The organism is Prosthecobacter sp., assembly GCF_049294395.1.
GTDB lineage: Bacteria > Verrucomicrobiota > Verrucomicrobiia > Verrucomicrobiales > Verrucomicrobiaceae > Prosthecobacter.
The window spans coordinates 1-25,538 of the sequence record NZ_JBAQCR010000263.1 but is presented as its reverse complement, the minus strand read 5'-3'; the positions used below and the strand labels follow the sequence as shown (position 1 = coordinate 25,538).

The 25,538-nt window shown below is 58.6% G+C and carries 22 protein-coding genes; 7 read left to right on the top strand and 15 right to left on the bottom strand.

The window, feature by feature from the left end; translation table 11 throughout:
- Positions 1-12: 12 nt before the first annotated feature.
- The 9 genes from WAW39_RS18080 to rfbF form a co-directional block, all read right to left on the bottom strand.
- Positions 13-789: a cephalosporin hydroxylase family protein gene (locus WAW39_RS18080; protein ID WP_422320590.1), complete on the bottom strand. Its 777-nt coding sequence runs from the start codon at positions 787-789 to the stop codon at positions 13-15.
- A 4-nt stretch (positions 790-793) separates the two neighbouring features.
- Entirely contained in the window at positions 794-1,876 is a 1,083-nt protein-coding gene (locus WAW39_RS18075; protein WP_422320589.1) for a class I SAM-dependent methyltransferase, read from the bottom strand.
- 107 nt (positions 1,877-1,983) lie between these two features.
- Entirely contained in the window at positions 1,984-2,871 is an 888-nt protein-coding gene (locus WAW39_RS18070; protein ID WP_422320588.1) for an NAD-dependent epimerase/dehydratase family protein, read from the bottom strand.
- Between the two features lie 36 nt (positions 2,872-2,907).
- Complete coding sequence (locus WAW39_RS18065; RefSeq protein WP_422320587.1) at positions 2,908-3,759, bottom strand: TylF/MycF/NovP-related O-methyltransferase; 852 nt, start codon at positions 3,757-3,759, stop codon at positions 2,908-2,910.
- Between the two features lie 66 nt (positions 3,760-3,825).
- Entirely contained in the window at positions 3,826-4,830 is a 1,005-nt protein-coding gene (locus WAW39_RS18060; protein ID WP_422320586.1) for a glycosyltransferase family 2 protein, read from the bottom strand.
- Positions 4,827-5,774 carry an NAD-dependent epimerase/dehydratase family protein gene (locus WAW39_RS18055; protein WP_422320585.1) on the bottom strand — a complete coding sequence of 316 codons (948 nt, stop codon included), beginning with the start codon at positions 5,772-5,774 and terminating at the stop codon, positions 4,827-4,829. Before WAW39_RS18055 ends, WAW39_RS18060 begins: the two co-directional genes overlap by 4 nt.
- The gene (gene rfbC, locus WAW39_RS18050; RefSeq protein ID WP_422320584.1) at positions 5,771-6,304 is read right to left on the bottom strand and encodes a dTDP-4-dehydrorhamnose 3,5-epimerase; all 534 of its coding nucleotides are present in this window, start codon (positions 6,302-6,304) and stop codon (positions 5,771-5,773) included. The genes WAW39_RS18055 and rfbC overlap by 4 nt, the downstream gene beginning before the upstream one ends.
- Positions 6,301-7,434, bottom strand: coding sequence for a CDP-glucose 4,6-dehydratase (gene rfbG, locus WAW39_RS18045; protein ID WP_422320583.1), 1,134 nt, complete (start codon positions 7,432-7,434; stop codon positions 6,301-6,303). The genes rfbC and rfbG overlap by 4 nt, the downstream gene beginning before the upstream one ends.
- Positions 7,398-8,165: a glucose-1-phosphate cytidylyltransferase gene (gene rfbF, locus WAW39_RS18040; RefSeq protein WP_422320582.1), complete on the bottom strand. Its 768-nt coding sequence runs from the start codon at positions 8,163-8,165 to the stop codon at positions 7,398-7,400. The genes rfbG and rfbF overlap by 37 nt, the downstream gene beginning before the upstream one ends.
- Positions 8,166-8,385: 220 nt before the next feature.
- On the opposite strand from rfbF, the gene WAW39_RS18035 reads away from it, so the two are divergent.
- Together WAW39_RS18035 and WAW39_RS18030 are read left to right on the top strand one after the other, a co-directional pair.
- Positions 8,386-9,921, top strand: a complete 1,536-nt coding sequence (locus WAW39_RS18035) for a YifB family Mg chelatase-like AAA ATPase (protein ID WP_422320581.1) — start codon at positions 8,386-8,388, stop codon at positions 9,919-9,921.
- A 109-nt stretch (positions 9,922-10,030) separates the two neighbouring features.
- Positions 10,031-10,711, top strand: coding sequence for a hypothetical protein (locus WAW39_RS18030; protein WP_422320580.1), 681 nt, complete (start codon positions 10,031-10,033; stop codon positions 10,709-10,711).
- 7 nt (positions 10,712-10,718) lie between these two features.
- Here WAW39_RS18030 and WAW39_RS18025 read toward each other — a convergent pair whose 3' ends face one another.
- Both WAW39_RS18025 and WAW39_RS18020 read right to left on the bottom strand, forming a co-directional pair.
- Entirely contained in the window at positions 10,719-11,591 is an 873-nt protein-coding gene (locus WAW39_RS18025) for a helix-turn-helix domain-containing protein (RefSeq protein ID WP_422320579.1), read from the bottom strand.
- Between the two features lie 88 nt (positions 11,592-11,679).
- Entirely contained in the window at positions 11,680-12,621 is a 942-nt protein-coding gene (locus WAW39_RS18020; protein ID WP_422320578.1) for a Kelch repeat-containing protein, read from the bottom strand.
- Positions 12,622-12,880: 259 nt separating this feature from the next.
- Here WAW39_RS18020 and WAW39_RS18015 point away from each other — a divergent pair, with 259 nt between their 5' ends.
- Positions 12,881-14,005 (top strand): prenyltransferase/squalene oxidase repeat-containing protein, encoded by a 1,125-nt coding sequence (locus WAW39_RS18015; RefSeq protein ID WP_422320577.1) that lies wholly within the window; start codon positions 12,881-12,883, stop codon positions 14,003-14,005.
- 4 nt (positions 14,006-14,009) lie between these two features.
- On the opposite strand, the gene WAW39_RS18010 is transcribed toward WAW39_RS18015, so the two are convergent.
- Positions 14,010-15,023, bottom strand: coding sequence for a hypothetical protein (locus WAW39_RS18010; protein WP_422320576.1), 1,014 nt, complete (start codon positions 15,021-15,023; stop codon positions 14,010-14,012).
- Positions 15,024-15,193: 170 nt separating this feature from the next.
- Here WAW39_RS18010 and WAW39_RS18005 point away from each other — a divergent pair, with 170 nt between their 5' ends.
- From WAW39_RS18005 to WAW39_RS17990, 4 genes are all read left to right on the top strand, one after another.
- On the top strand, positions 15,194-15,361 hold the full coding sequence (locus WAW39_RS18005; protein ID WP_422320575.1) for a hypothetical protein: 168 nt from the start codon (positions 15,194-15,196) through the stop codon (positions 15,359-15,361).
- Positions 15,358-15,642, top strand: coding sequence for a hypothetical protein (locus WAW39_RS18000; protein ID WP_422320574.1), 285 nt, complete (start codon positions 15,358-15,360; stop codon positions 15,640-15,642). Before WAW39_RS18005 ends, WAW39_RS18000 begins: the two co-directional genes overlap by 4 nt.
- A 135-nt stretch (positions 15,643-15,777) precedes the next feature.
- The gene (locus tag WAW39_RS17995) at positions 15,778-18,102 is read left to right on the top strand and encodes a TonB-dependent hemoglobin/transferrin/lactoferrin family receptor (protein ID WP_422320573.1); all 2,325 of its coding nucleotides are present in this window, start codon (positions 15,778-15,780) and stop codon (positions 18,100-18,102) included.
- Between the two features lie 319 nt (positions 18,103-18,421).
- On the top strand, positions 18,422-19,327 hold the full coding sequence (locus tag WAW39_RS17990; protein ID WP_422320572.1) for a DMT family transporter: 906 nt from the start codon (positions 18,422-18,424) through the stop codon (positions 19,325-19,327).
- A gap of 1 nt (position 19,328) precedes the next feature.
- Here the strand turns inward: WAW39_RS17990 and WAW39_RS17985 are convergent, their stop codons facing one another.
- The 3 genes from WAW39_RS17985 to WAW39_RS17975 all read right to left on the bottom strand — a co-directional run.
- On the bottom strand, positions 19,329-21,401 hold the full coding sequence (locus WAW39_RS17985) for a BamA/OMP85 family outer membrane protein (protein WP_422320571.1): 2,073 nt from the start codon (positions 21,399-21,401) through the stop codon (positions 19,329-19,331).
- Position 21,402: 1 nt separating this feature from the next.
- Positions 21,403-25,206 (bottom strand): translocation/assembly module TamB domain-containing protein, encoded by a 3,804-nt coding sequence (locus WAW39_RS17980; protein ID WP_422320570.1) that lies wholly within the window; start codon positions 25,204-25,206, stop codon positions 21,403-21,405.
- 46 nt (positions 25,207-25,252) lie between these two features.
- Positions 25,253-25,538: c-type cytochrome (locus tag WAW39_RS17975; protein ID WP_422320569.1), on the bottom strand; the 286-nt coding region annotated here is incomplete at its 5' end.

The following is a 25,538-nucleotide window of genomic DNA, read 5'->3' as shown; positions in this document are numbered from 1 at the left end:
GGAATGGCTGCGTTAGCCTGCTTCAGGGCCCGCTTGCAAACGACGCAAGTAGGCGCCGGGCCAGTGCGTGACGTTGCTGTTGAGGGCGCTTTCATTGAAGAGCCACTGGGGTTGCTCTACGACGAATTCAGGGTGGGTGGCGGCGAATTCTCTGGCGGCCTGAGCCGGATTGTTGGTGACCCAGCCGGGATCGCCGCGCGGAGCATCAGCCACCTCGCTCATGATTCCGTCTGTGGCGACAATGTAAGACCCGGGGCTGACGATGTCGTGATAAGCATTTAACTCGGCGCTGACATGGTCGCGGGTATGGTTGGAATCCAGGATGACCAGCACTTTGGCGCCGCGAGGCAGTTTCGATTTTACTTGGGTGACGGTTTTAGCGTCCGCTGACGAGCCTTCGATGAGGGTGATGCGCTTGAACAAGGCGTGCTCCTCGATGGCCTTGCGGTTATGCGGGCGGATCTCGATGTCCACGCCGATCACCTGGCCCGCCGTTCCCATTGCCTCGAAGAGGCTGGCGTACAAAATAAGCGAGCCTCCATGGGCTACGCCTGTTTCGACAATCACGTCTGGCTTCACCCGGTGTATGATTTCCTGAATGCGCATCACATCTTCAGGCAGCTGGATGATCGGACGCCCCAGCCATGAGAAGGTGTAGGAATATTTGGCGTTCCAGCCCACCTTCACCCACAGGTCTGAAATGATTTTGAATGCCTCGGTGCTGTAGAGCGGCAGGGGCTGACCGCCGGAGGTCAGCGTATTCGTGTCGGTGTCGATGTGGAGTTGCATGGACTTAAAGAGGCAGCAGTTGCGGTGAAGTCCCTTGTTCGTCCAGGGTCGCACGTATCTCCGCCAAATAGTTGGGGTTGGCGACGAGAACCACTGCCACGTCCGCCACGCGAGGATCAGAAGGGGCGATGACAGGGATGCCGGAGCCGGGAAGAAACATGCCCTGCTTGCTGGGATTGGAGTCGATTACGAAAGCTGGAGGTGTTGCTGTGAAAGTCTGGGCCAGAGAGACTCCTTTGGCACCGGCCCCCCAGATGGCCCAGCTGTTCGTCGAGCCATGAGCCTCAAGTCGCCGCAACACCTCACGTTGTGAGCCGGCCAGGCTAGCGGTGAAAGCTGGCAGCAAAGTGGAACTCCGTTCATGCTGCGTTGGCGGGGCGGCGTCTTTGCTGCGGGGACGCAGCTCCAGAGCCTGATACTGCCCGCCAAAGACGCGCCTATGGTCGAGCACGGCAAAGCCGGCCCGTTCAGCGAGGAGTCGCAGCGTGTGGGTGGTGAAGTAATTGCAGTGCTCATAGAACACATCCCAGAAAGCCTGCTGTTCGACAATCCATTCGAAGGCCGGTGTCTCCACATACACGGCGGAGTTTCCGCCGGCGGCGGCGATGCCATGCAGCAAATGAAAGAAGCCACCAATCTGAGGCACGTGCTCAACCACATGCCTGCACACCACGAGATCGACTTTCTCCGTCACATCTGCAGGGGTGGCGTAACGTTGAAAAAACGTCACGCGTTCACCCGGCTGTCTTCCCTCCGCCTCACACGAAGTGTCGAAGCCAATGCCCTCGACCTGCGCGCGGGCGCAGAAAAGGCGGAGAAACTCACCTTTGCCGCAGCCCACTTCGAGCACCGCACCGTTTCTGGCTGTGTAACGCTGGGCGAGGAGATCTGCAGTCTGCTCCAGCATTGTGGTAAAGCTGGGAGAGAAGTTCTGCCGGTTGTCATAGCGCTCATCATACGGGATGGCGGCAAGATCCAGAATGTCATTAAAGATGAGCCCGCAGGCGTTGCATTCGCGGAGGCGCATGTCACGCCTGGCCACGTTTCTGGCGGCCGCTTCAGACTCGCAGCGGTAATTCAGGATCACGGGCTGCTGAGGCAAAAACAGGCTTTCTCCCAATGCAGACGAGTGGCAGCCTGGACACCAGAGCTGTGCTGGAGGGGATGTACTCGGGGCCTGATTCACCGCGCTTCCTAAGTTGCCATAGGGAGGCTGTCAATCAAGCGCTGCAGTCCTTCTTCCAGGCTTACTTTCGGAGTCCAGATGCTTCCCAGGCGTGTGAGGTCAGCGACGATGCTGGGAGTTGGATCCAGTGCCGGTTCTCCTGTGGGAAGTGCCTGGCAGGGGGCCACACCCAGCGCATCCGCAATGCGCTGGGCGAGGTGCTGGATGACAACTCCCCGGCCTGTTCCGACATTGACCGCGCCCGTGATTTTTTCCTCGAGCGCCCGGCAGAGCGCCAGGGCGGCATCATCAATGTAGATGTAGTCCCGCAAGCTGTACGGTGTTCGCAGCGAGAGGCGGTTGCCTGCGCGCAACTGGGTGATGAGCGAGCTGGTCAGGCGGTTGGGGTGCTCCCCTGGACCATATGGAATAAAGACGCGGAACCAAGTCCAGGGCATCGCGGAAAAGCCGCCTTCCTTCCGCAGCCATTGGAACAGCGACACCTTTGCCTGTGAGTAGGGGAAAAGAGGCGCCAGCGGCGAGAGCGACTCCTGCAAAGGCAGTGCCGAGGCGGCATATTCGAAACAGGTGCCAGCTCCTGCAACATGGTGGGGCTTCATGGACTGCAGGCGCTGAAACCAGGTAATGCTCTGGTCAAGCCACACCGCATTTTCTGGCGACATGAGGTAGGAGCCGGGCGTGGCCAGCCATGCCAGATGCAGCGTGGCGTCCGGCGCAAATGTCTCCACCTGTTTCCACGGGGTGTCCACCAGCGTCCCCTGTGCGATTTCAACCTCAGGGGGCAGTGCGGCAGCAGTGCCCCTGCAAAGGGCAAGCACGCGATGGCCGCGTTCAAGGGCAACACGGCAGAAAGCACGCCCAATAAAGCCAGTGGCGCCTGTGACGAGAATTTTCATGAATGGGTGCAGGGCGCGAATGCGGATGACTGAGGACTAAGGTTTCAGCAAAAGTCCCTGCCCGGTGGGGAGCGTTGCAATCATCACACCTTTGCCGCGTGCGAAATCATCCAGTGCCGTCTTTTGTTCCTCATAGCCTTTCCAGCCGTAGTCATCCAACACGATCACAGCGCCGGAAACAAGCTTGTCCCAGAAGAAGCACAGGGCCAACCGTTCAGGAGTGGCAATGTTCAAGTCAATCGAGAGGAAGGCGACCTTGGGGATGTCCACCTGAGTCAGCGTGTCGGGCACTTTTCCCCTCACTAAAATGGCTGAAGGGTAGGGTTGGAAATTGGCTTTGGCCTGCTCAAAGCACTCCGGAAAGCATGTTTTGTTGAATTCCGCTTTGCCAGCTTTTTCCTTTTCACTCATCTGCTCCACCGGGATGCCTTCGAACGTGTCGAACAGGAAAAAGGATTTTCCTGTTTTGTTGAAATCCAGATAATCGCAGATGGCCAGCGAGAAGATGCCCGTGTTCACGCCGCACTCGACAAAGTCGCCTTCGAGATGAGCGGCATGGCTGGCTGCCCACAGAAGCATGTGGACCCTCCACTCGATGTGAATGTCGTCATGGGAGCCAGGGGCACGCCCAATCTGGTGCCCCGAGTCCATGCCCCTGAAGTAGGCCTGCCTGAATCGCGGGTCCGACATGAAGTCAACATTCTTGTTCCAGACGCGCAGGCTGTCTGCGTCATAGTCAAAAGACTGGGCGGCTGTGGTGTGGTAGATGTAAAGTTCGAGTTCGGTGATCCGGTTTTGCAGTTGTGTGTGCTGGAGCAACTGCGCTTCCTGCTTTGTCCGGCATGCCACGTTTTTAAGACACTGGCACAAATCCGCGAACCATTTCATCACACGCTGCATGGGGTTAGGATGTTTGAAAAAGTTGCATGGTCAGTGCAGTTGTGGGAGCCCTGCTCATGGGGTGGGGGAGGGAGTTGGCTTGCCTTTAAACCAGGTCTTCAGGGCCTTGCGTTTGCTGGAAATGAAGGCTCGGATGTGCCCCTTTTTCTTCCTGGGTTTGAAATAGATCACACCTTTCCTTTTGACCTCATAATTCTCCATGACATCGCGGCAGTAGCGGATTGCATTGTACCACTGCGACAGCAACGCCGGCTCATAACCCGGATCTTGCGCGGCAGCCAGCCTAAGCTCATCGAGCAGTTGAAAGGTGCCGATGCCGCCATCCCTGAACACGACTTCCCGGTCGCAATTGCGGCTGTAATTGCCTTCGTAGGTGGTATGAATGTAAGAGACTTCAGGACAGAATTTCGTGGGATAGTCCCGCACCATGCGGACCATTCCCACTGTTTCACAGTGCTCGTGCCGACCATGGTCATAAACACTGATGATTGCTGATTTAGGAACCACTTGGAGATCAAACAGACCCAGCATGAGGATGCCCCGGCGGTCCTTGACCATGCGGTCGCAGATTTCATGACGGGACATGTCGTTGTGATAAACGCTCGTGAGCACTTTCTCCCTGAATTCTCCTGTCGAAGGCAGGTCGATGGAGAGATTTGGGTAAACGATGCCGGTGTGGCCGTCATGCATCGACATTAGTTTCTCAAGGTAGCTGGATTCAGCCCAGCGATCGTCATCCGTGGTGGCGATGTAATAGCGGCCGCTGCACTGGTTGAGCGCAAAAATCCAGTTGGCGTGGAGGCCGATGTTCACTGGCTGCAGGTGCAGCTTGATGCGAGGATCGGCAGCGGCGAGTTTTTTGAGATAATCAACCTTCCCCGGTTCCTCGGAAGCATTGTCCGTGATGATCAGCTCCCAGTTCGTGAAGGTCTGCGCCGTGATCTGGCCGAGCGTCCGCTGGATTGCCTGCAGGCGGTTTCGCGTCGGAAGACAGATGGAAATCTGGGGCGAAGAAGCAGGCATGTCATCGACCTTGGCTTGCGGGAAGTGCGTTCTCAAGCGGAGACTCCTTCGTGGCCGCGCTGGAAATAGTCAAACAGTCTGCGAATGACGTCAGCCATGTGTTCGCGGGATCCAGCCACGGTGGGGCGAAGAAATCCGAGGCTTGATTCAAGGCTGAAGCAATTGCCAGGATCGGGCATGAGTGAGAGAATGCTCCGCGGGAGCGGCCTGCCTGTGCGGTGGTGATACTCCGCCGCCACCATGTCGGCGATCTCACGTATGCTCGGGCACCAGTAAGAGCCGGCATTGATCACTGTATCTCCGGCGGGGAAGTTTTGCAGGAGGTGGAGGCAGGCGTCCGCGATTTCGTCAGTGGAGATATAATTGCGACGCTGCTTTCCTGAGGATTGAAGGACGAGGCGTTCCTCATTAAGCGCGCTTTTGACGAAACACATGGGTACCAGGGCGGAGCGGTTCACCGTGGGGGCATCTGGTACGCCATAGCCGTTGGCGGGCCGCAGGAGAACGATGTTCAGGCCGTGGCGGTGGGCATAGTAACGGCACACTTCCTCACCGAGGAGGTGATTGAGGGCGTAGGGGGTCTCGCAGTGGGGCGGGCTGCTTTCGCTGATGGTGCCTTCGAGTTCGGTGCCATAAACCTGAACGGAGGAGAAGAAGATGATCTCCCGAATGCCGTTGTGAATGGCGAGTTCGAGCACATGGCGCGTGCCATGGACGGAAAGATTGACGCCCGCGGAAAAATCACGTGAGACGATGTCGCTGGCGGTGGCGCAGTGAATCAGGGCATCGGCGGGCAGACGGAACTTGGCCATGGCGGGGTCCTGCACATCGAAAGCCATCACGGGGAGACCAAGGGCCTGCTCCAGCCCGGTTGTGGGATTGCGTGCCGTGGCGATGACGTGATGCCCGGTCTGGCGGCAACGGATGGCGATCCGACTGCCAAGGTAGCCTGAACTGCCAGTGACGAGGATGCGCTTCATGGCTGCCAGGGAGGATGCGACTCGTCTCGAGCTGAAAGGATGCGCCGTGGCGTGTTCGGCCATTGGATGCCGAACGCGGGGTCGTCCCAGCGTGCGCCGCGGTCATGCGTGGGGGCGTAGAAAGCGGAGACCAGATAGTGCATTTCTGCGTCCGGGGTGAGGGTCAGGTATCCATGGGCGCAGCCCTGCGGGATGTAGAGGGAGCGCGCGTTTTCAGCACTCAGCTCGACGCCGGTCCATTGCAGGTAAGTGGGGGATTCACGCCTGAGGTCGAGCGCGACATCAAAGACGATGCCCCGCGTGCAGCGTACCACCTTGACCTCGGCATGGGGGGCATCCTGCCAGTGCATGCCTCGCAGAGTGCCGGCTTCGTGATTGAACGAGATGTTTGCCTGCACAAACTCCGTGCAGAGGTCCTGCTCAGCAAATTCTCGCCGGCAGAAACTGCGGGCAAAAAAGCCCCGGTCATCCGTGCGTGGCTCGATGTCCACGATGAAGCAGCCTTGGATTTTGGTGGGGGAGAATTTCATGCGAACGCAGCCCAGGCAGCGCCTGAGCGCATGGCATCTTGCTCATAAGCTGAAATCTGACCAGCGGTGATTTCCATCAATGCTGTCCCTTCGTTCTGGTGACGGTACCACTCGACCGTATGCCGCACCGCTGTAGCAAAATCCCAGACGGGTGTCCAGCCGAGTTCCGTCGCGGCCCTTTCGATGGCAAGCTGGAGAAACTGCGCCTCATGAGGGCCCTGACCTTCGGAAATATCCTTCCATCTGCCCGGCCAGTGGAGCATGACTTCCTCCATCAGGTCCCGCACAGACCTGACGGACGCCAGTGAGGGGCCGAAATTGAACCCACTGCAGAACACGCTCCCTACGGGAGCCGATGCCAGACGCGCCCCCAGGCACAGGTACCCGCTCAGACAATCAAGCACATGCTGCCAGGGGCGTGTGGCAGTGGGATTTCGCAGGGGGATTTCAGTCCCGGCTCGCAGGGCGCGGATGCAGTCCGGGATGATGCGATCTTCGGCCCAATCCCCGCCGCCGATTACATTTCCCCCTCGGGCGGTGGCCAGACGCACCGACTCGGGCCCATTAAAAAAAGAACGCCGCCAAGCCGAAGCAATGATTTCGGTGGCACCCTTGCTCGCAGAATAGGGGTCATGTCCTCCCATGGGGTCCGTTTCCTGATAGCTCTGTTGTCTGCCCACATTTTCATAGCACTTGTCGGAAGTCACCACGACCACCGCCTTGGGGGGCGAGGGCAGGGAGCGCAGTGCGTTGAGCACGTGGGCTGTGCCCATGACATTTGTGGCTGTCGTCTCCAGCGGCTCGCGATAGGCCCGGCGGACCAAAGACTGTGCCGCCAGATGAAACACGAATTCAGGTGCTATCTGCAGAACGGCCTTTGCCGTGGCGGCGGCATCACGAATATCCACCGCCGACTCGCTGGAAAAAATGCCATGGCAGGCGGTGGCATAAACTCCTGCGTCCGTGTCCGGGGGGAGCGCGAGCCCATGCACCTCAGCACCCAGTCGATGCAGCCACTGACCGAGCCATGCCCCTTTGAACCCCGTATGACCGGTGATCAGTATGCGCCTGTTTTTGTAAATCCCGCCAAACATCACCAGACTTTCCACGGTGCTGTGCCTGCGTCCCACATCTTGTTCAGCATTTCAAATTCACGAAAGGTGTCCATGCATTGCCAGAAGCCATGATGGCAATAGGCGTTTATCATTCCATCCCGGGCCAGTTGTTGCAATGGTTCGCGCTCGAGCACGCAGTCATCGCCGTCCAGGAGCTGACGCACACGGCGGTCCACCACCATGTACCCTCCATTGATGAACTTGGTTTTGGGCTTCTCCTCAATGGATCGTACGGTGACTCCATCGATCCCCAGTTCGCCAAAACGTCCTGCAGGTTGAACGGCAGTGATGGTGACAAGGGCCTTGTTCTCCTCATGAAAACGTACGGAAGCACCGATGTCTGCGTCTGTCAGTCCGTCACCATAGGTCAGAAGCACGTCCTCATCTCCTATGTGTTGCATCGCCCTCAGCAGCCGCCCTCCGGTCATCGTGTTCAATCCAGTCTCCAGGAGTGTCACAGTCCAGTCCTCTTCTTCGTGCGAATTGTGGTAGATGATCTGGCGGGAACGGCCCAGTTTGAGAGTTACATCGCTTCGATTCCATAAGTAGTTGCGAAAATAGTCCTTGATGAGCTCTCCCTTGTAACCCAGGCAGAGGACAAATTCAGTGAATCCGTGGTGCGCATAGGTCTTCATGATGTGCCAGAGAATCGGCTGGCCGCCGATGGGAACCATGGGCTTCGGGCGGTATTCCGTTTCTTCTCGCAAGCGGGTGCCAAGACCGCCACAAAGTAAAATGACCTTCATTGATGGGGGATATTTATGTTAGGAGCTGGTTTCCCATAACTACGGCCCTGCGGCAATCCAAGTCCTTTGTTCTAAATTGCAATTGGCGCGTCTTGTTTTGATGTAGAAACGGGGGTGCCCTAAGAATGCCTTTCGCTCCCAATCTTTGGTCGTTCGAATTGGTCAAACGAATGAAGCTCCCGGCTTGCGCTGATCCATAGGCGTTCAATAGTCAGGGCGAATGATTGCCCGCACCTACTCAGCCACCCTCCTCGGCGTCGATGCCCTGGAGGTGGAGATTGAATCGCATGACGGCGGTGGCACTCCCAAGATGTTCATCGTGGGTCTGCCGGATGCGTCAGTGAAGGAAAGCCGCGAGCGCGTCATTGCGGCAATTTCCTCCTCTGGTTTTATCATGAACGACGGAGTGACCACCGTGAACCTGGCTCCCGCTGATTTGAAAAAGGAGGGGCCCGGCTTTGACCTGCCCATCGCCATTTCCTTGATCGCGCACAGGGCAAGAATCCCCATGGGCATGCTGGCCGACACCGCCATGATCGGGGAACTGGCCCTCAATGGAGAACTGCGGCCGGTGCGTGGCCTGCTCGCGGTGGCGTTGGAAGCACGGCGCAAAGGGCGTAAACGGTTGCTCGTGCCGAAGCGCGCTGCCATTGAGGCCAGCGTTGTGGCCGGGATCGACATCGTGGGCGTGCAAAATCTGCGTGAAGTTGTGGATTACCTCAAAGGCGATGTGGAAATTGCACCTGAGCCCTGCCGTGCGACGGAATTGTTCGCCGCTGTCTCCCACTACGACATTGATTTCAATGACGTGAAAGGTCAGGCCGATGCGATTCGGGCCATCGAGATTGCCGTCAGCGGTGGACACGGGCTGCTGATGATCGGGCCTCCGGGCACCGGCAAATCGATGATCGCCAAACGCATTCCCACCATCATGCCCGGCATGAGCGAAGAGGAGGCCATTGAAACCACCAAAATTCACAGCGCTGCAGGATTGCTCGGCGAAGCCAGCGCCTTCGTGGCCACGCGTCCGTTTCGTTCCCCGCATCATACCATCAGTGATGCCGGTCTGCTCGGCGGCGGCTCCAATCCAGGTCCGGGTGAAGTCTCCCTGGCGCACAACGGGGTTCTCTTCCTTGATGAACTGCCTGAATTCAGGCGCAGCACGCTGGAAGTCCTGCGCCAGCCGCTCGAAGATGGCAAGGTCACCATCTCACGCGCCGCAGGCTCCGTCACCTTTCCTGCCAAGTTCATGCTCGTTGCCGCGATGAACCCCTGCCCATGCGGCTACTATGGCGATCTCAAGCGCGAGTGCCGTTGCGGATCGGTTGTGATTCAGCGTTATCGTCAGCGCATCAGTGGTCCGTTGCTTGATAGAATCGACCTTCATGTGGATGTGCCGCTCGTTGATTACAAGGCGCTGGCTTCACGCGAGGGAGGTGAAGCCTCCGAGCCCATTCGAAAGCGTGTCGAAACCGCACGTGGCATGCAGCAGGAGCGCTTTGCCAAGCATGCGGGTGTTCATGCCAACAGCAGCATGACGCCACGCCTCATCAAAAAGCACTGCGAACTTGATGCCGAGGCCGCAGGCTGCCTCGAACACGCCATGAGCGAGATGAATTTCAGCGCCCGCGCTCACGATCGCATTCTCAAAGTGGCACGTACTTTGGCTGACCTCGGCGGACACGAAAAAATCAGCGCCGACAATGTGTTTGAAGCCATCGGCTATCGCACGCTGGACCGGAAGATGTGGGCGTGATCGCCCGAAGTGTGGCACCGCAAGACAACGACAGTTCCTGACAAATGCCCGCAAGAACCCCGCGTTCATTGCATGTATGTGGTCCGCGAACATCTCCTCCAACCCCACCATGATCCGCTCACTCCTCGCTCTTGCCGTTTTCAGCCTGCTGCCGCTGGCAGCTTCCGCACATTCTCTCTGGATTGAAGAACTGCCGGACAATGCCGGTCTCGGCGTACGATTTGCCCAGTGGGGAGATGAATACGAAGTCTCGCCCGGTCATCTGGATTCCTTCGTTCAGGTCTCTGGCTGGACGCTTGACGACAAAGGTCAGCCACAGGTCTTCGATGTGGTCAAAAAGAAGGATCATTTCTTTCTCGGCAAAGTCGATGGCACCCGGCCTGCTTTTGCCCAGGCGCAGTTCACCGTGCGCAAACTGCATGAGGACAAGCCTGCGCGTGCGCCCATCTTTTACTGCCGCTGGCAGCCGGAAGGCGCGGGAGCCGGTACACCTGCCATGACGATGGACGTCGTTCCCACCGGCAAGCCCGGTGAAGCGCGTGTTTATTTCCGTGGCAAGCCCCTCGGTGGTGTCGAACTGCTGTTCTTCTCTCCCAAAGTCAGCGATCAGAAATTGCAGGCTGATGCCGAGGGTTACGTGCGTGCTCCAGACATCTCCAAGCCCGGCCAGTATCTGCTTGCCGTTGCCCGTTATTCTGAAGAACTGCCTGGCTTCTTCAATGGTGTCCCCTTCGGCATCATCAGCCACAGCGCCTCGCTGTATTGGACAGTCAAAGAAGAGAAGAAGTGAGGCGGGTCTACTTGTCTCCGCTCAAACGGCGCACCCATTGCGAAGGCGGCACGCCTTTCTCCTCCGCAAAAGCGCGGCTGAAGTGCGAGAAGCTCTGATAGCCCACTTCGAGTGCCGCTTCGGAGACATTGCACTTCCCGGTCGCGATGAGGGATGCGGCGTGTTCAATGCGCACGCGGCGCAGCCATTGTGAGAGTGTGGTGCCTTCGATCTGCGTGAAGGTGCGGCTGAGGTAGCTCGGATTGCAGCCGACCGTGGCGGCCAGTTCATCCAGAGAAGGCGGCGAATCGATCTGCGCAAGCATCAGATCCTTGACGCGCTGCACGCGCTCTTGGGCGACTCGCAAAGTGCGGCTGATGGCGCTCCCTGCTTGTTGGGCTGTCTCGTTGCGGAAGATGGAGTGGATGAAAAATTCAGTCAGACGCGCCGAGTCGAGCAACTGTCTCGCCTGAGAGCACAAATGGGGTGGCATGGCTCCACGCGCCCAGCCTTCATCCTCCTCAGTCAGCGGTTGGCGGAGCACGCAGCGTGAAGTGCCGCTGATCAGCGGCTGAAATGCATCGCCCACTTGCGAGGTGACGCCTTTTAAGGTCAAACGCAGCCAGGCATCCGGAAACACCAGCGTGAGACACTCATGACGGTCACGACTGGCGAGTCGACGGGCCATCAGCATCTCCGCCGGACTGGCGCGCAGCCAGCAAGTCGTTCGCGCTGGAATCGTGGTGCTGCTGCCATCCTTCCAGCGCATCTCTGCGTCACCCCGAAAATTGAGATGAGCCACGAGGGCATTTGTAGCCGTGGCATCCGCCCAGTCGGCCTCGATTCGCTCGGGCACGGTGGTCCATGAGCGAAAGGGAGCTTCTGGGGCGGCAGCGGGCATTGGTAGTTGGGATTGATACTCAGTCTCAATTTCTCATCACATCACACCCTTTGCTAGGGTGGGTTCCAGTTATTTCGACTGTTTAAGATCAGGGGTGCTTGCCTGCGGCCTTCGCCGGGGCTGGGGCGGCGGGCAGTGGTGCCGAATCCACAGCCGGCAGGGTGATGACTTCCGGCGGCGCTTTGACACCTTCGCGGCTCTCCCCTCCTATGGCGATAAGTTTTCCAGTTCCTCCGCTCAGCAGCCGATGAAAATACCGTGGATGAGCGAGCTTCGCGACCGCCACCCAGTTTTCGCCGCGCAGCTCAAGCAACTGGCCGGTAACACCGCTGCAAAACAGCCGTCCTTCATGCGCTACAGCGGCAAAACCAAAACCACCGATCTTTTCTGCAGGCAGCGACGGGCCTTCACTCCATTTGCCTGTCGTCGTATCGAGCACGGAGACAGCACTCGTGGTCTTGTCCTCATCCGTCATTCCTCCGATGGCATATACCTTCGCGCCAATCGTTTGCACTGCCAGAGCGCGGCGTTTGAACGGCTGCGGATGGCTCTGCCAGGTCGCATCAGTCTTGGCCAAATCGAGGGTGAGATAAGTGTCGTGCCACACAGAGTCCGCTTCGCCCTCCATCCTCCATCCGCCGATGGCGTAGACAGTGTCGCCACAGATGATGCTGTCATGGCTGGAACGGCGCTGGGGCAGTTTTGGCAGGGGAGCCCACTTGCCGCTGGCGATGTCATAGCGCGCCGCTGTCTCGCTTGACCACAGGTCCTGTTTCTCGCCCTTGGCGTTGCGGGCAGCCATGCCGCCGATACGGATCACACCATCCTTGGCTGCGACGAGGGATGCGCCCTGCGCCGGTTCATCCTTCGCCAGTACCTCCCATTTGTCTGAACCCTGCTTCCAGCGAAACAGATCGCCATGCACTTCGTCACGATTGTATTTGTGACGTTTGCCACTATGACCGCCATAGAAATACAAGGAGCCATCCGGCATGCCTGCGGCACCAAAGCTCGCAACAGACAGGGGCATCTCTGGCGGGGTGTCATTCGCCCTCAGGGCAGAAGTGAAGGCGATTAGAAATAGGGAAATCAGTGGAAAAGCTTTCATACAGACACCTGCGATACAGCAGCTACGTTACGCCGCTTGCGTTGGTTTGTGCAATACTGGCGTTAAAATGACCTGAGTGCCGAATGATCGGACAGGCAGGGAATGGTCAAAAACAATTCCAACGCTGCTTTTTCCAAACTTCCGGGTTGTGCGCGGCAAGTTCAGTGATGCAGTTCATGCCATGAAAACGATTTCCATGGTCTTCTTCATGCTCGGTGGCGTTCTCTCCGCTCAAACCAAACAGGACGTGCAGCAGGCCATCACACGCGGGCTGGATTATCTCAAATCACAGCAGAACAAGGACCGCGGCCATTGGGGGATGATAGAAGATCCGGCGCTCAGCGCGCTGGTGCTTTCCGCTTTGATTCAAAATCCGGCGGGGGTTGACACGTCAGACGCCTTGAAGCGCGGCTACGATTTTCTCCTCAAGAATGTCAAGCCGGACGGCGGCATCTATACGAAGGCGCGGTCAAACTACAACACCGCCATCTGTCTGATGGCCCTGGTGCTGCGCGCACGTCCGGAGGATGAGGAGATCATTCGCCGCGCGCGGAACTTCGTGGCGCATCAGCAAAACGATGCTGATACACCGGGAAAAACGGACAATCCGTTCGACGGCGGCATTGGCTACGGCGGTGCGCAGCAGGGCGCACATGCGGACCTTTCCAATACGTCCTTTGCTCTGGAGGCATTGTATTACTCCAAGAAGCTTTTCGAAGACACCGGCAAGCCTGTGGATAAAAAGGACGATCTCAATTGGGGGGCCGCCATTGAGTTCGTCTCCCGCTGCCAAAATCTGAAAGCATCGAACGACCAGCCCTGGGCAGGCGTTGACAAAGAAAACACCGGCGCTTTTGGCTACACGCCCGTGCCGCAGGCTCCGAGTGGCGGCAAAAAAGACGATGGCCCAGTCCCGATGCGTTATTACGGCAGCATCAGCTACGCGGGCATGCTCAGCTTCATTTACGCAGGTCTCACCCCATCAGATCCACGCATGGTCGCTGCGCTCGAATGGCTGGGCAACAACTATACCGTGGAGGAAAACCCCGGCATGGGTGCAGAGGGCTTGTTCTACTACTACCACACGATGGCCAAGGCCCTGGCCACAGCGGGCATCACTCAACTGAAAACCAAATCCGGTTCTGCCAACTGGACCGCCGACCTTTCCCGTAAACTCATCAGCCTGCAAAACAGCGACGGCTCCTGGGCCAACACCGCCTCCGGTCGCTGGATGGAAAGCGATCCAGTGCTCGTCACCGCCTACACCGTCCTGGCGTTGGAGCAGGTGCATCGTGCCATGAAATAAGACTTCAGCACGCCGCCTCACGCAGCCAGTGATTCCACTGGATGTGATGTGTGGGCGCAGCCTCCGGGCACAGGCCCAGTCCGGCTCGGAAGTTCCCACCATAGTCATAGATTTCAAGACAGAGAGATTCCCTGCCACGCACCTCGAAGCGCGTGGCCCAGGCTTGAGCTTGGCTCAATTCTTGGCGCAGTGTGAGCTGCGAAGTGCCCGCGAAAAACGTGGTGCCACAGCAGCAGTCCGCCCAATGAGTCGGACACATGCCGGCGGGTAGAAACACAGCCTCATTACGCACGCCGATGCCCAGCGGCGCATCTGCCAGCGTCATGGCACGGATGAGGGGCATCACCGCAGTCTCCCGGATCTGCCAGGCATGCTGGGGGCCGGCCACGCCTAACGCACGCCGCCGCGAGACGCCTTCCAGACCAGGGAAGGCGCTCGTCGGCAGCGTGCGTCGCAGTCCCCCCCAGAGACTGCGCACGGCCTGGGCGTCTGGCTCTGTTCCCAATACCAACGCAGCAGCAGAACCAGCCGGACCAAAGAGTGAGAGGTGGTGCGCCATGGCATGACGACGCACCAGATGTTGAAAAGCAGTGACATCGCTGCGGTTCGTGATGAGCAGCTTCAGGCAGCCTTCGCCATTGAGGTCAAAGAACTGCAGCGCGGCGCTCTGTTGCGCGCCCTCCAGCGGCTCCAGGGTGGCGAGCACACCTCCGAGCTTCGCTGCGCAAATCTCAACGCCCGTTTCCAGGCATACCCAGTCATGTGAATCTGGCACAGGCCCAAACCTCGCCTCTTTAAGCGCCACCGCCGCCGTGACCGGGCTGGAAGGTGCACAGGCCATGAGCCATCCTATTTTGCCCAGGGCAGGCAGCAGCCGCGACCAGCAGCCGTCGAGCTGCACATACGCCGAACCGCATTCATCATCATAGCTCCACAGATCCGGATTCATGCGTTCGATGTCGAAGGTGCCAAGAGTGAAACTAAAGGCGATGCGGCGAGAGGAATGAGAGGGGTCCATGAGTTGGGTATGTCATTTTGATATGCCTGCATCAGGTGGCTGCGCTTTCGTTGCTTTGCCGAAATCTGGCGGTCAAATGTGCTGCCTGCTTCGCGTGCGCAAATCAGCGGCAGTCTTCGTCAAACCGGCGAAAGCGCAGGTGCATGGCGCATGACTAAGGGCGTGCTGCCATGCAATACACCAATCATCACACCCGCCTGAACTCTCGTCCTGATCTCAATCCAGCGCTGCTGCGCCGCATCATGGAATGCCGGCGTCGCAGCCGCAAAGCGCGCACCCATGCGGAGAAAATTGCCATGGCAGAGAGGGGTGAACCTCAAGCCCAGCCACGTTCATGAGCCGTCTGCGTACCGAGGCTGCACAGCGCTGTCTGTTCTACAATGACTGTGTGCAGGCACACCTGCTGGGGCTTGACCGCCGCTGCCCATGTTACGAAGCCTGTGCGGCGGATGAAACCACGGTGGTCATCACGTTTGGGGAAGCCGCTGCGTATCTTGACGGTGCGGAGGTGCGCCTGCGCTGTGGCGAGCGCCTTCGCGTGCCCGCCGCCTGTCCTTTGCGCCTCGTGGCAGCAGAGGCTGCTGATGTGTTGCTGCTCCGAAGCCCTGCCGCCATATGATTTCACAGGGGTTGCGCTCATTTGCGAAATAGTGACGCTCAAATGATCAGGGATGCTGGTCACTGCAAATGAGCGTCATTCTTGGTCATTCCAACGAAAGCGCCACATGCCTCCGCTGAGCTAGAGCGGCGGCCCATGAAATCACCTCCCGCGTTAATACACAAACTCTCTTTGTTCATGCTCGTCTGCGGTCTCTCGCTCGTGGCCCAGGAACAGCCCAAGTCCGAACAGGATATTGAAGAACTGGCGACAAAAGAAATCAAAACGCAGAACTCCGCAGCTGGCGCGGTGCTTGCGGAAGTTGTCATCGTCGCCTCCCGTCATGCACAGTCAGCCGCTGACATTCCTGCATCTGTCACGGTGTTGGACAAGGATGCCAACGTGTTCACTCTGGCCACCAGCATGCGCGATTATGCGCGTTACGAACCCGGTGTCAGCGTTCCATTTGGCGTGGGTGGTACAGGCCCGGCGGCAAACTCTCGGGCCGGAAACTCCAGCATCAACATTCGTGGTCTGGATGGCAACCGTGTCCTCATGACAATGGATGGCATCCGTCAGGCGGATCAGTTCACCTTTGGCGGTGCCTACAATATCGGCCGTGACTTCGTTGACGTGGATGCTCTCAAGCAGGTCGAAATTCTCAAAAATGCTGCCTCTTCCCTCTATGGCAGTGATGCTCTAGCGGGTGTGGTTTCCTTCACCACCATTGATCCAGAAGACCTCCTGATGCTTTCGCCCAGCGGCAGAAACTCCGTGGCACGCCTGACTACGCGCTATGACAGCACCGATGACAGCTGGGGCCACACGATCAGCATGGCACAACGCGCGGGCAATGTGGAGTTCCTGCTCCATTACACCCGGCGCGATGGCCACGAGATCGACAACCGCGGCGCGGTCCATCCAGACACCAGCACCTACAACGTCAACAACTGGCTCGGCAAAATGGTGTGGCACCCCTCGGACCGTCATCGTTTCGAGCTGACAGGTGAGTACCTCGAGCGCTCCAGTGACAACGACCTCCTTAGTGCGCGACGTGTGGTGGTGGCAGCCCCCGGGTTTAATTACAACGTGAACTCCCTGCTGCTGAACGATGATCTGCGCCGCATGCGCTTCAGTTTGGAGCACAAGTATGACGCCGCAGGCCTTGGCCTGATCTTCGACAAGCTGACCTGGAACATGTACTATCAGGTTTCCGAAACGCCGGAGCACCAGGTTGAGGACCGTGACCGCATCACCCCAACCCCGCAGGATCGCCTGCGCATTCGTGATTACATGTACCGTCAGGATCACATCGGGGCGAATTTCAACTTCAGCAAAGCCTTCACAACGGGCGCTTTGCACCACATGCTGGCCTACGGCACTGAAATGGTCACTTCCTTTTCCCGTCGCGTGCGTGATGCCACGGAGTACAACTTCACCACGAATACGGTCACAAAGGTCATTTCTCCAGACACGTACCCGCTGAAAGACATGCCTGATACGCGCACTTCCCGTGTGGGTGTTTACCTCCAGGATGAGATTGCCTGGGGCAGGGAGCTGCGTCACCGCCTCACCCCCGGCGTGCGCGCCGAGTACTACGACGTCGCCACGCATTCAGACCCTCTCTACCTGAGCGCCAGTGCCGGTAGAGCACCGCAGGATTTCAACCAGTTCGCCATCGCGCCAAAGCTGGCCTATCTCTTCAGGATCGACGAGGAGCACAGCGCCTACTTCCAGTATTCGAACGGCTTCCGCAATCCGAGCAGCGAGGAACTGAACGCCACCATCACGAACACAGCATTCGGTTACCAGACCATTCCGAATCCGGACCTGAAAAAAGAAACCAGCAACAGCTTCGAAATCGGTGTGCGCCGCAAAGGAAAAGAGTCCTCATGGAACTTCGCAGGTTATTACAATCACTACGAGAACTTCATCAACACCTTCATGCAGGTCGGCGGCACCGGCGCTCCAGGCAATCCGATCATCTACCAAAGCACCAATCTCACCTCAGCAGAGATTTATGGTCTCGAATTCAAAGGAGATACGACGTTCGGATTCATTCATGAGTCTCTGGGCAATTTCGGTGCCTTCACCAATGCCGCGTACAGCCAGGGCTGGGATGGCCAGAACAAGCAGCCCCTCGCCAGCGTGGATCCCTTCAAGCTCGTCACCGGTCTGCGCTATCGTCGTGAGACGTGGCAGGTGGAGCTGATATCGACTTACTATGCGCACAAGGGGGCCACCAACTCCACCCCCGGCGGGATCAATCAGTTCAAAACTCCGAGCGCTCTCACCCTCGACCTCGTGGCCCGCTGGCAGCTCTCCAAAAACGTCACTCTTACCGCCGGTCTCTACAACCTGACCAACCAGAAGTACTGGCTGTATCAAAATGTGCGCGGTGTCGACTCGTCGAATCCGAGTCTCGACCGGTACACCCAGCCCGGCATCAATGGCCGTGTCGCCTTGTCAGTGATCTTCTAGGACATTTTGAGTCAGCACAAAAGTTGGTGTTGAGTCATTACAGCGGGCGTGGCGAGTGGTGTCGCCGCGCCCGTTTTTATTTCCGGACCGGGTGCAAAAAGATCAGGTTTGCACTTCCGTATTTCACATCCATGATCCCCACGTCTGATGAACCTCAAACCTGCCAGCCGAATTGTGATTCGTGCCGTTGTAAAAACGGTGCGCGCCCTTTGGCATGCCTGACACCACGGTTTGAGGACCCTGCGCGAAAAGCGCTCATCATCACGAGACAAAACAATCAGATATGATGCCAGAAGGTAGCCCTCAGACCGGCACCTCCATGAGCCCTCCTGATACTCAACTCCAGCATCATCCCCGCCGCGGCGCGCAGGCGATGCTGCTCTCACTCATCTGCTTTTCCGGCAATGCTTTGCTGCTGAAGGATCTTTCCTCGCATCGCAACATCGATCCCTGGATGTCGCTGACCTTCCGTGCGGCCGTCGGGCTGCTGTTGACGATCATTCTCTTCGCCCCTGCAGGCACGCTGAAGCTCCGCCGCTCCTTCCAAAGCTGGCTGCTCGCCTCACGCGGTGTGCTTGGGGCGTTGGGCACCGCAGCTTACTACACCACCATCGGGCCGCTGGGAGCTGGCAAGGCCACCCTCATTGGCAATACCTGGACTATCTTTGCCGCCATCATGGCCGCTTTCGTTTTGCATGAGCGTCTTGGGCTCGTGAAGCTCTTCGGCATTCTGCTGGCGCTGACCGGCCTGAGCCTGCTCACCGGACTGGCACCCGGTACGATGGCACGCTTTGGGCATCACGAAATGATCGCCCTTGTCGGAGCGGTGCTTGCTGCAGCCGTCGTCGTCGTGATCCGTCAGCTCACACGCACAGAGACCAGCGCCACCATCTTCTCCTCTCAGTGCATTTATGCGCTGCTGCTTTCCTTGCCACTCGCTGCTGCTCATTTCACGTCACTCAATACCATGGACGTGGTGCTGCTCACAGCGGCTGCGTTGTGCGCCAGCATAGGTCAGCTGGCCATGACGGAGGGCTTCCGTTTCCTTTCGGTTGCTGCAGGTGGTGCCTTTCAGATGACGGTGCCTGTCGTCATCTCGCTTTCCAGCATCACCCTGTTTGCCGAACCCTTCACCGTCGCGCAGGCGCTCGGCGGCGTGCTGGTGCTCTGGGGCTGCTATCACACCGTCGTGGGTGGGTTCAGCAAGAAGCCCGCCGCCAGCTGACTCAAAACGCAAACCCCACCGTCACATGCAGGAAGCCGCTCTGCTCTCCCGTGCGGCGGTTGGGATTGTGCCCGTAGTCAATGCGGATGGGCCCAAACGGCAGCTTGTAGCGCAAACCCGCGCCGATGGCCTCACGGAAGTCTGAGGAATACGACAGAGGAGACGAGTTGTTTCCCTGGCCCAGGCTGCCGATGTCACCAAAGATCGCGAACTCCAAATTGGTCATGACCTCATACGAAAATTCAGCGCTGGCAAACAGCGCCGAGGTTCCTCCCAGCGGTGTGCCTCCCGGCGTCACAGGCCCCAGTTTGCGCATGCCAAAGGAGCGCACGCTGAATGGACCACCGTTGAACACACGGCTGTCGATGGGGATTTTGTCCGCCGTCGCTCCCTGGATCGTTGCCAGCTGCGCCCCGGTGGCAAAGCGGAACTTCTTGGTGATCGGGATGTACCAGGCGCCTTGCAGATCTGATCGCACAAAGCTCACACCTGATCCCAGGGCATCGGTGGAGCTCTCGATTCGCCCGGAAATATACCAGCCTTTCTTGGGCAGCACCGGGCTGTCCCGTCGGTCATACATCGCATTGCCACCCACGTTCATCAGTGAGTAGTTCGTGGGTCCCGTCTGCTGCAGCGTCAGTATTTTGGAACTGACCGTGTTGGCTGTCGTGCCGATGAATAACGAATAGCTCAGCGCCTGATTCACCCGCCTCGCCACATCCAGGCTCAGGGATGTGCCCACTCGGTCATATTCGAAACGATTGAACTGCTCCAGCGCCAGGCGTGTTGTCATGGAATACTGCGAATCAAACACCGCCGGGTTGGTCAGACTCACAAAGCCTACCGGCCCCGCCATGCTGTAGCTCAGTTCTGCCGCCAGCGTGTTGCCCGTATCACGCCAGTTCGTGTTTTTATAAGTCACACCAAACTGCGGTCCAAGGAAAGTGTCATAGCCCGGCTCAAAGCCGATGGTGACAGGCTTGGTCTCCTCGCCCGTGATTCTCAGATTGCCCTCAGCCATGTTGCCATTTTCAGGCAGCACCTTGGTGTCCAGCAGTGCAAACATCCCCGTGTCCAGAGCCCGCTTGAAAAGGAAGTCGGCCTCTTCAGCTTCGTAAATCTGGCCCGTCAGTGGTTTGAATTTCGCCAGCAGCACGCGTTTGGCCCCGCGGCTGAAGGCTTCATGCGTCGTGATCCGATTGATGCGCACGCGGTCACCGGCCTGCACTCGAAACACCACATCCACCGTGCCGCCGGATTTCCCCAGTTTGTAGTCTGCCGTGGTCGTTGAGTGCAGCCAGCCATGCTCGGCACAGATCGAATCCAGTCGCTTCTGGATCTGCTGCACCCGGGCTTCATTGAAGGGCGTCCCGCTTGCCTCCGTCATCTCCGCCCGCGTCAGTTTTTCCAGCTCCGGCGGTGATCCCGTGATGGATGCCTGGCCAAAGGTAAACTTGGGTCCCGTTTTGATCTCCAGTGTCAGATCACGCCGCATGTCCGGACCGGCGGTAGGTGCAGGCAGCAGCATTGCCTCTGCATTCAAATACCCTTCGGCGCGCAGGCGCCGCTGCACCAGCCCAGCGCCCTGCTGCATGTCAGCCTCCACCCATTGCGGCAGTTTTTTGTCCACGTCCTCACGCTCCAGCGTGGGCTTCATCAGGTACTTCTTCAGCTCTTCCTCGGGCAGCGGCATTTCGCCTTTCAGAGTCACCGTTCCTACTCGCACAGCCTTGCCTGGTTTGACGGTCAGATGAATGCCCCCGGGTTCCATCTTCCATGCCGTTTCAGCGTCCGGCCATCCTGCGCGGATGAAATGCTGGCGCACAAAAAACGCCAGGTCATCCGCCAGAGGTTCACCGGGTGTGCCGCTGCCATTCAGCGTCAGCTGGTCCATCAGCATGCTGCGCAGATCCTCCCACTGGGCCTCTTCCACGCCATCCACGTGAACCGTCGTCTGGCCAAAACGCACTTCATATCCCCATGCGTTTCCCAGCACGCAAAACAGCGCCAGCAAAACCAGCCCGCTGCACCGCAGCCGACCGGCATTCGTCATTCTGTTTTCGTCATTCGTCATTTTACTGTGGGTCCTCATCCATGGCTCTCGCCGCCTTGCCAAATCGGAGCACATACCCCAGCAGCGCCTTCATGCGCCCTGATTGTGAAAAGCGGCCGATGAACCTGACTTTGGGGGTGATCTCATACATCGCCTGCATGCTGTCATTCGCACGGTCTGCTCCTGAGGGATTGAAGGTCGTGTGCAGCCTCGGCGGGTCGGGGCTCACCGTCTTTTTCTTGTGGAAAATTTTGCGGTAAGTCTCGGCGATCACCAGAAACGCCGCGCGCGTCATTGCTTCACTCGCCATCTGCGCATTGTCGCCGCCCAGCGTCATGCCCGTGCCCAGCAGCGTGACAATGTCCGCTTCGGACAGCGGCGGCGTGCTGGTAAATCGTGTCTTCGGATTCGACGCATCACCATAGACATACAGCGTGATGTCATTGCTCCCCACGCGCGACTCCCCTCGCACATCGAGCTTTGGCGTGAAGGGGTTGTCCGGATTCATCGTCACCACGCCCTTGGTGATCTTCAGCAGGCTGAACGGCAGTTTCAAAACCATGCGGTCCACATTCGCAAAGCCGGTCACTCGTGGTGCCGCACCCGTGCCGCCCACAGCGATGTCCGCTGAGATGGCTCCGTTCATCAGATTGCCCGCGATCACCACCGGGTCACGCGTCTTCACCTTCAGATCAAACGTCCAGTCCTTCAGCATCGGCGGCAGGGCCAGCTTTTGATCGACCTTCGAGGTCGAAGGCGGCGGTGGTGGAAGTTTTTCACCCTGCTGAATCATGCCCGTCACATTGGGCAGCAGATTCACCTCTTGGAAGATGCGGCCACGCACCGCCTCCACCGTTCCGCTCACGCGTGCCGCCTTCAAAGTTCCCACGCAGGCTATGTCTGCGTTCGCTCGCACGCTCGAAGTGGGATTCCGCATCACCAGGGCCTCACGGGCCTCCACCTTCAGATCAAATCGCGGGTCCTGTGTGTTGGCGGCATCCAGCGTTCCTCCCAGCCGCACCTTGCCACCGGCCAGCATCACCGAGATGTCCTCCAACGTCACCTTGCGATCATGGCTGCGCACCTTGACTCGCAGATCTCGCATGCTCGGCATGTCAGCGCTCACGAAGTCGATCTCCGGCGCGTTCATATCAAGCGCCGAATCGATCAGTGGTGCCTTCACCGTGCCGCCCACGCTCGCATGAAGTTTTAATTTCGCCGGCACGGATCTCACCACATCTGGGGCAAACTCGCGCACAAAACTCAAATCGCTCTCCGGCAGATCCAAGGTGGCCTTTAATGGAAGATCCTTCGCCAGCTCCGGTTGCTTCATCAGTTTCGTCAGCACCACCGGCACCGTCGCCTTCAGCGTCAGAGGTTGCAGAGGCGCCTGCACCACCTTCACATCGAGTAGCAGTTCATTCGCCTTCAGCGTCGTCAGCACATCGACCGTGGCGGGTTGAAACGATTTCGGCAGTCCGGGCGCTTTCAGTTCCTTCACACCGATTTTCACCATGGCATCCGTCGTGTCCAGCCGCCCGCCAATCTTCACATCCACGCTCAACAATCCCGGCGGCACACTCTTCACACCCGCCGCAGCCGCGATTTCATGTATTGGCAGCTCATGTGCATTCAGCACCACGTCCATTGGCACGCCATTTGTCACGCCAGTCTGCATCACATCAAAAGGCGCATATGCATGCCCGCTCATCAGCTGCCGCTCCTTTTGCCAGAAGCTCAACTCGGTCATTCGCGCTTCCTTGTCTGTCACCACGCCCTTGGTGACCAGCTTCCACGGTCCCAGCACCGCCTGCATCGTCTCGATCTGCGCCGTGGTGCCGGCAAAGGTAGTCTTCAAGTTCATATCCGCCGCTTCCGGCATGCCTGCCACCTTCGCCTTCACCACCTGCATCTCCACACGTCCTTCACCGCGCCATGGGCTCGCGTCACCATTGAGGGTCAGCTTCAGCGCAAGACTTCCCGACTCAATGGCGGGCGCTTTCACCGCAGCCAGCAGCGGGTTCAAACTCGCGAGCACTGGCAGTGCGATGTCTCCATTCAGATCAAATCCCCATGGCGCCTTTAGCTTCGCTTGGCCCTTCAGATCGATGCGGTTCTGCTCATCCACCACGATGCTGCAGGGCTGAAGTGTGGCGGTGCCATTGGCCACATTCACTTTCACCGTGATCACTGGCAGCGGAGCCCCGCCGTAGCGGCCTTCCGTCACGCTCAGATCGACATCGGCGGTCGCGTTCATCACATCATTCACTTTGAAGGCCGCTTTGCCCGCAGTGGCGATTTTCGCCGTCACTAGTTGCGGCTGCGGTGGCAGCCCTACCGCTTGCATCAAGGCCGCCGGATCATCGATTTGGATCTGCCACTGCGCATTCACGGGCATGGCATCCTCCATCATCATCGTCGCATTCAGATCCAAGCGATTTCCTGCGCCCAGCATCAGTGCAGGCACGCTCACTTTCGCCTCCTTTCCATCCAGGCTCACCTGCACCGCGAGCTTGGGCAGCTTATAAGTTTCAAAACCCAGGTCCGTGCCATTCACCTGCGCAGCGACCTGAGTCGGCGTGGCGCCGATTCCTTTGGCATTGGCGGTCAGTTCCACCCCCCCCCTCGCCGCGGGCGGCTTTGCCAGCAACTGAGTCACATCGGCAATCTTCGCGTTCACCTTGGCCGTCCAAGGTGACTTCATCACATCTTCCGCCAGCTTCGCCTCCAGCTCCGCCACCACTTCGTTCACCCCGCGCAGCACCTTCAGTTCCTTCACGCGCGCCACGCCATTTTTAATCTCCAGCGTGGTCGTGATCGAATCCAGCATGGCGCCCGCCGCCCGCACATCCGGAATGCGGATCTTGCCATCCGCTGCCAGTGTCATCGGCTTGAGCGGATCGCCTTCCGCATGCAAATCCACACTCACCGGCCCGAACTCGACTCCCTCCGGCAGCTTCAAGGCCTTCAATTCGCTCGATGCCAGATCCCGCACACGCACATCAGCCTTGGTTTGCAGCGTGCCTCCAAACATGCCGCGTGCCAGGGCCTCCACAACAACGGCTGCTTTGCCCATGCCCACATCGAGTTTCACGCTGGCGGCATCCTTGTCCCACTCGCTCAAATCCACCGCGAACGACTTCAGCTTCCCGCCATATGGCAGATCGAGTCCCGAAACAGTCATCGTATGCTGCCCCCATTGCACCTGCGCCTTCACATTCGCGACACGCAGGTTCCCGGGCTCCATCTTGAACTCGGCTAGTTCGAAAATCCCCGGCATGCCTTCGCCCACCCGCAGGGTCAGACCCCGCACCGTGATCTTCCTTCCGTCTGCCAGCGTCACCTCGGCATTCACATTTTCGATGTCGATGGCCTTTGGCCACACCAGCGGCGGCGGCTTGCCCGACGACGGCTTTTTCACTTTCACCTCCACCTTGGTGTCCTGCGTCAGCTTGCGCAGGTCCAGCGCCACATCCGCATCCTTCAGCACCACGCTCCTGATGATGTCCAGGTTCCGGGTTCGGATGAAAGTCCAGGCATCATAGTTCACCTCGACCTGCCCGATCGTCGCATGCTCCACCAGCGACCCGCTGGCTTCGATGTGGCTGAGCTTTAAATCCCGCAGGACGGAGCCTTCCACCTCCCATTTGAGATCGATCCCCGCCATCCGTGCTCCGCGATGGCCGCCATATCCAATCACCCAGCGCAGCAGCGGTTCATGGAAAATAACGGCCAGCACCAGCAGCACCAGGCCGGCCAGCATCAGTCGTTTGAACCATCGCCACCAGCGGCGGGTCTTTTTGGGGGCGTCAGAAGGCACGCTCATTCGATGCCTTAAATCGCAGCAAGTTCAATGCTAGCCGTGAATCCTTTTACTTCGCCAGGTCGCTTTCTGTCCACAAGGCGGTGCGGTCCGCCGTGGCGGCACGCACAGTTTTCACCTGCTCGGGCGTCACGGCGGGCGCTTTATTGCTGAAATTGGCCCTCACATAGCTCAGCACATCGGCGACCTGCTGGTCGTTCAGCCCCATGGGAGGCATTGGCAGGGGGGCGAGCTGCTTGAATTCCTGGCCATTCACACGAATCGGGCCGCTGAGGCCATGAGTCAGCATTTTGATCAGGCGCGCGGGATCTCCAGCCGCCCAATCACTGCCGGCG

What these genes read in the sequence shown, in the direction of transcription:
- WAW39_RS17980 (WP_422320570.1), bottom strand. Translation starts at nt 25,206, where the DNA reads ATGAGCGTGCCTTCTGACGCCCCCAAAAAGACCCGCCGCTGGTGGCGA.
- WAW39_RS18065 (WP_422320587.1), bottom strand. Translation starts at nt 3,759, where the DNA reads ATGAAATGGTTCGCGGATTTGTGCCAGTGTCTTAAAAACGTGGCATGC.
- WAW39_RS18080 (WP_422320590.1), bottom strand. Translation starts at nt 789, where the DNA reads ATGCAACTCCACATCGACACCGACACGAATACGCTGACCTCCGGCGGT.
- WAW39_RS18005 (WP_422320575.1), top strand. Translation starts at nt 15,194, where the DNA reads ATGCAATACACCAATCATCACACCCGCCTGAACTCTCGTCCTGATCTC.
- rfbC (WP_422320584.1), bottom strand. Translation starts at nt 6,304, where the DNA reads ATGAAATTCTCCCCCACCAAAATCCAAGGCTGCTTCATCGTGGACATC.
- WAW39_RS18020 (WP_422320578.1), bottom strand. Translation starts at nt 12,621, where the DNA reads ATGCCCCTGTCTGTTGCGAGCTTTGGTGCCGCAGGCATGCCGGATGGC.
- WAW39_RS18010 (WP_422320576.1), bottom strand. Translation starts at nt 15,023, where the DNA reads ATGGACCCCTCTCATTCCTCTCGCCGCATCGCCTTTAGTTTCACTCTT.
- WAW39_RS18025 (WP_422320579.1), bottom strand. Translation starts at nt 11,591, where the DNA reads ATGCCCGCTGCCGCCCCAGAAGCTCCCTTTCGCTCATGGACCACCGTG.
- WAW39_RS18035 (WP_422320581.1), top strand. Translation starts at nt 8,386, where the DNA reads ATGATTGCCCGCACCTACTCAGCCACCCTCCTCGGCGTCGATGCCCTG.
- WAW39_RS17995 (WP_422320573.1), top strand. Translation starts at nt 15,778, where the DNA reads ATGAAATCACCTCCCGCGTTAATACACAAACTCTCTTTGTTCATGCTC.
- WAW39_RS18000 (WP_422320574.1), top strand. Translation starts at nt 15,358, where the DNA reads ATGAGCCGTCTGCGTACCGAGGCTGCACAGCGCTGTCTGTTCTACAAT.
- WAW39_RS17985 (WP_422320571.1), bottom strand. Translation starts at nt 21,401, where the DNA reads ATGACGAATGACGAAAACAGAATGACGAATGCCGGTCGGCTGCGGTGC.
- WAW39_RS18055 (WP_422320585.1), bottom strand. Translation starts at nt 5,774, where the DNA reads ATGAAGCGCATCCTCGTCACTGGCAGTTCAGGCTACCTTGGCAGTCGG.
- WAW39_RS17990 (WP_422320572.1), top strand. Translation starts at nt 18,422, where the DNA reads ATGAGCCCTCCTGATACTCAACTCCAGCATCATCCCCGCCGCGGCGCG.
- rfbF (WP_422320582.1), bottom strand. Translation starts at nt 8,165, where the DNA reads ATGAAGGTCATTTTACTTTGTGGCGGTCTTGGCACCCGCTTGCGAGAA.
- WAW39_RS18030 (WP_422320580.1), top strand. Translation starts at nt 10,031, where the DNA reads ATGATCCGCTCACTCCTCGCTCTTGCCGTTTTCAGCCTGCTGCCGCTG.
- WAW39_RS18015 (WP_422320577.1), top strand. Translation starts at nt 12,881, where the DNA reads ATGAAAACGATTTCCATGGTCTTCTTCATGCTCGGTGGCGTTCTCTCC.
- WAW39_RS18070 (WP_422320588.1), bottom strand. Translation starts at nt 2,871, where the DNA reads ATGAAAATTCTCGTCACAGGCGCCACTGGCTTTATTGGGCGTGCTTTC.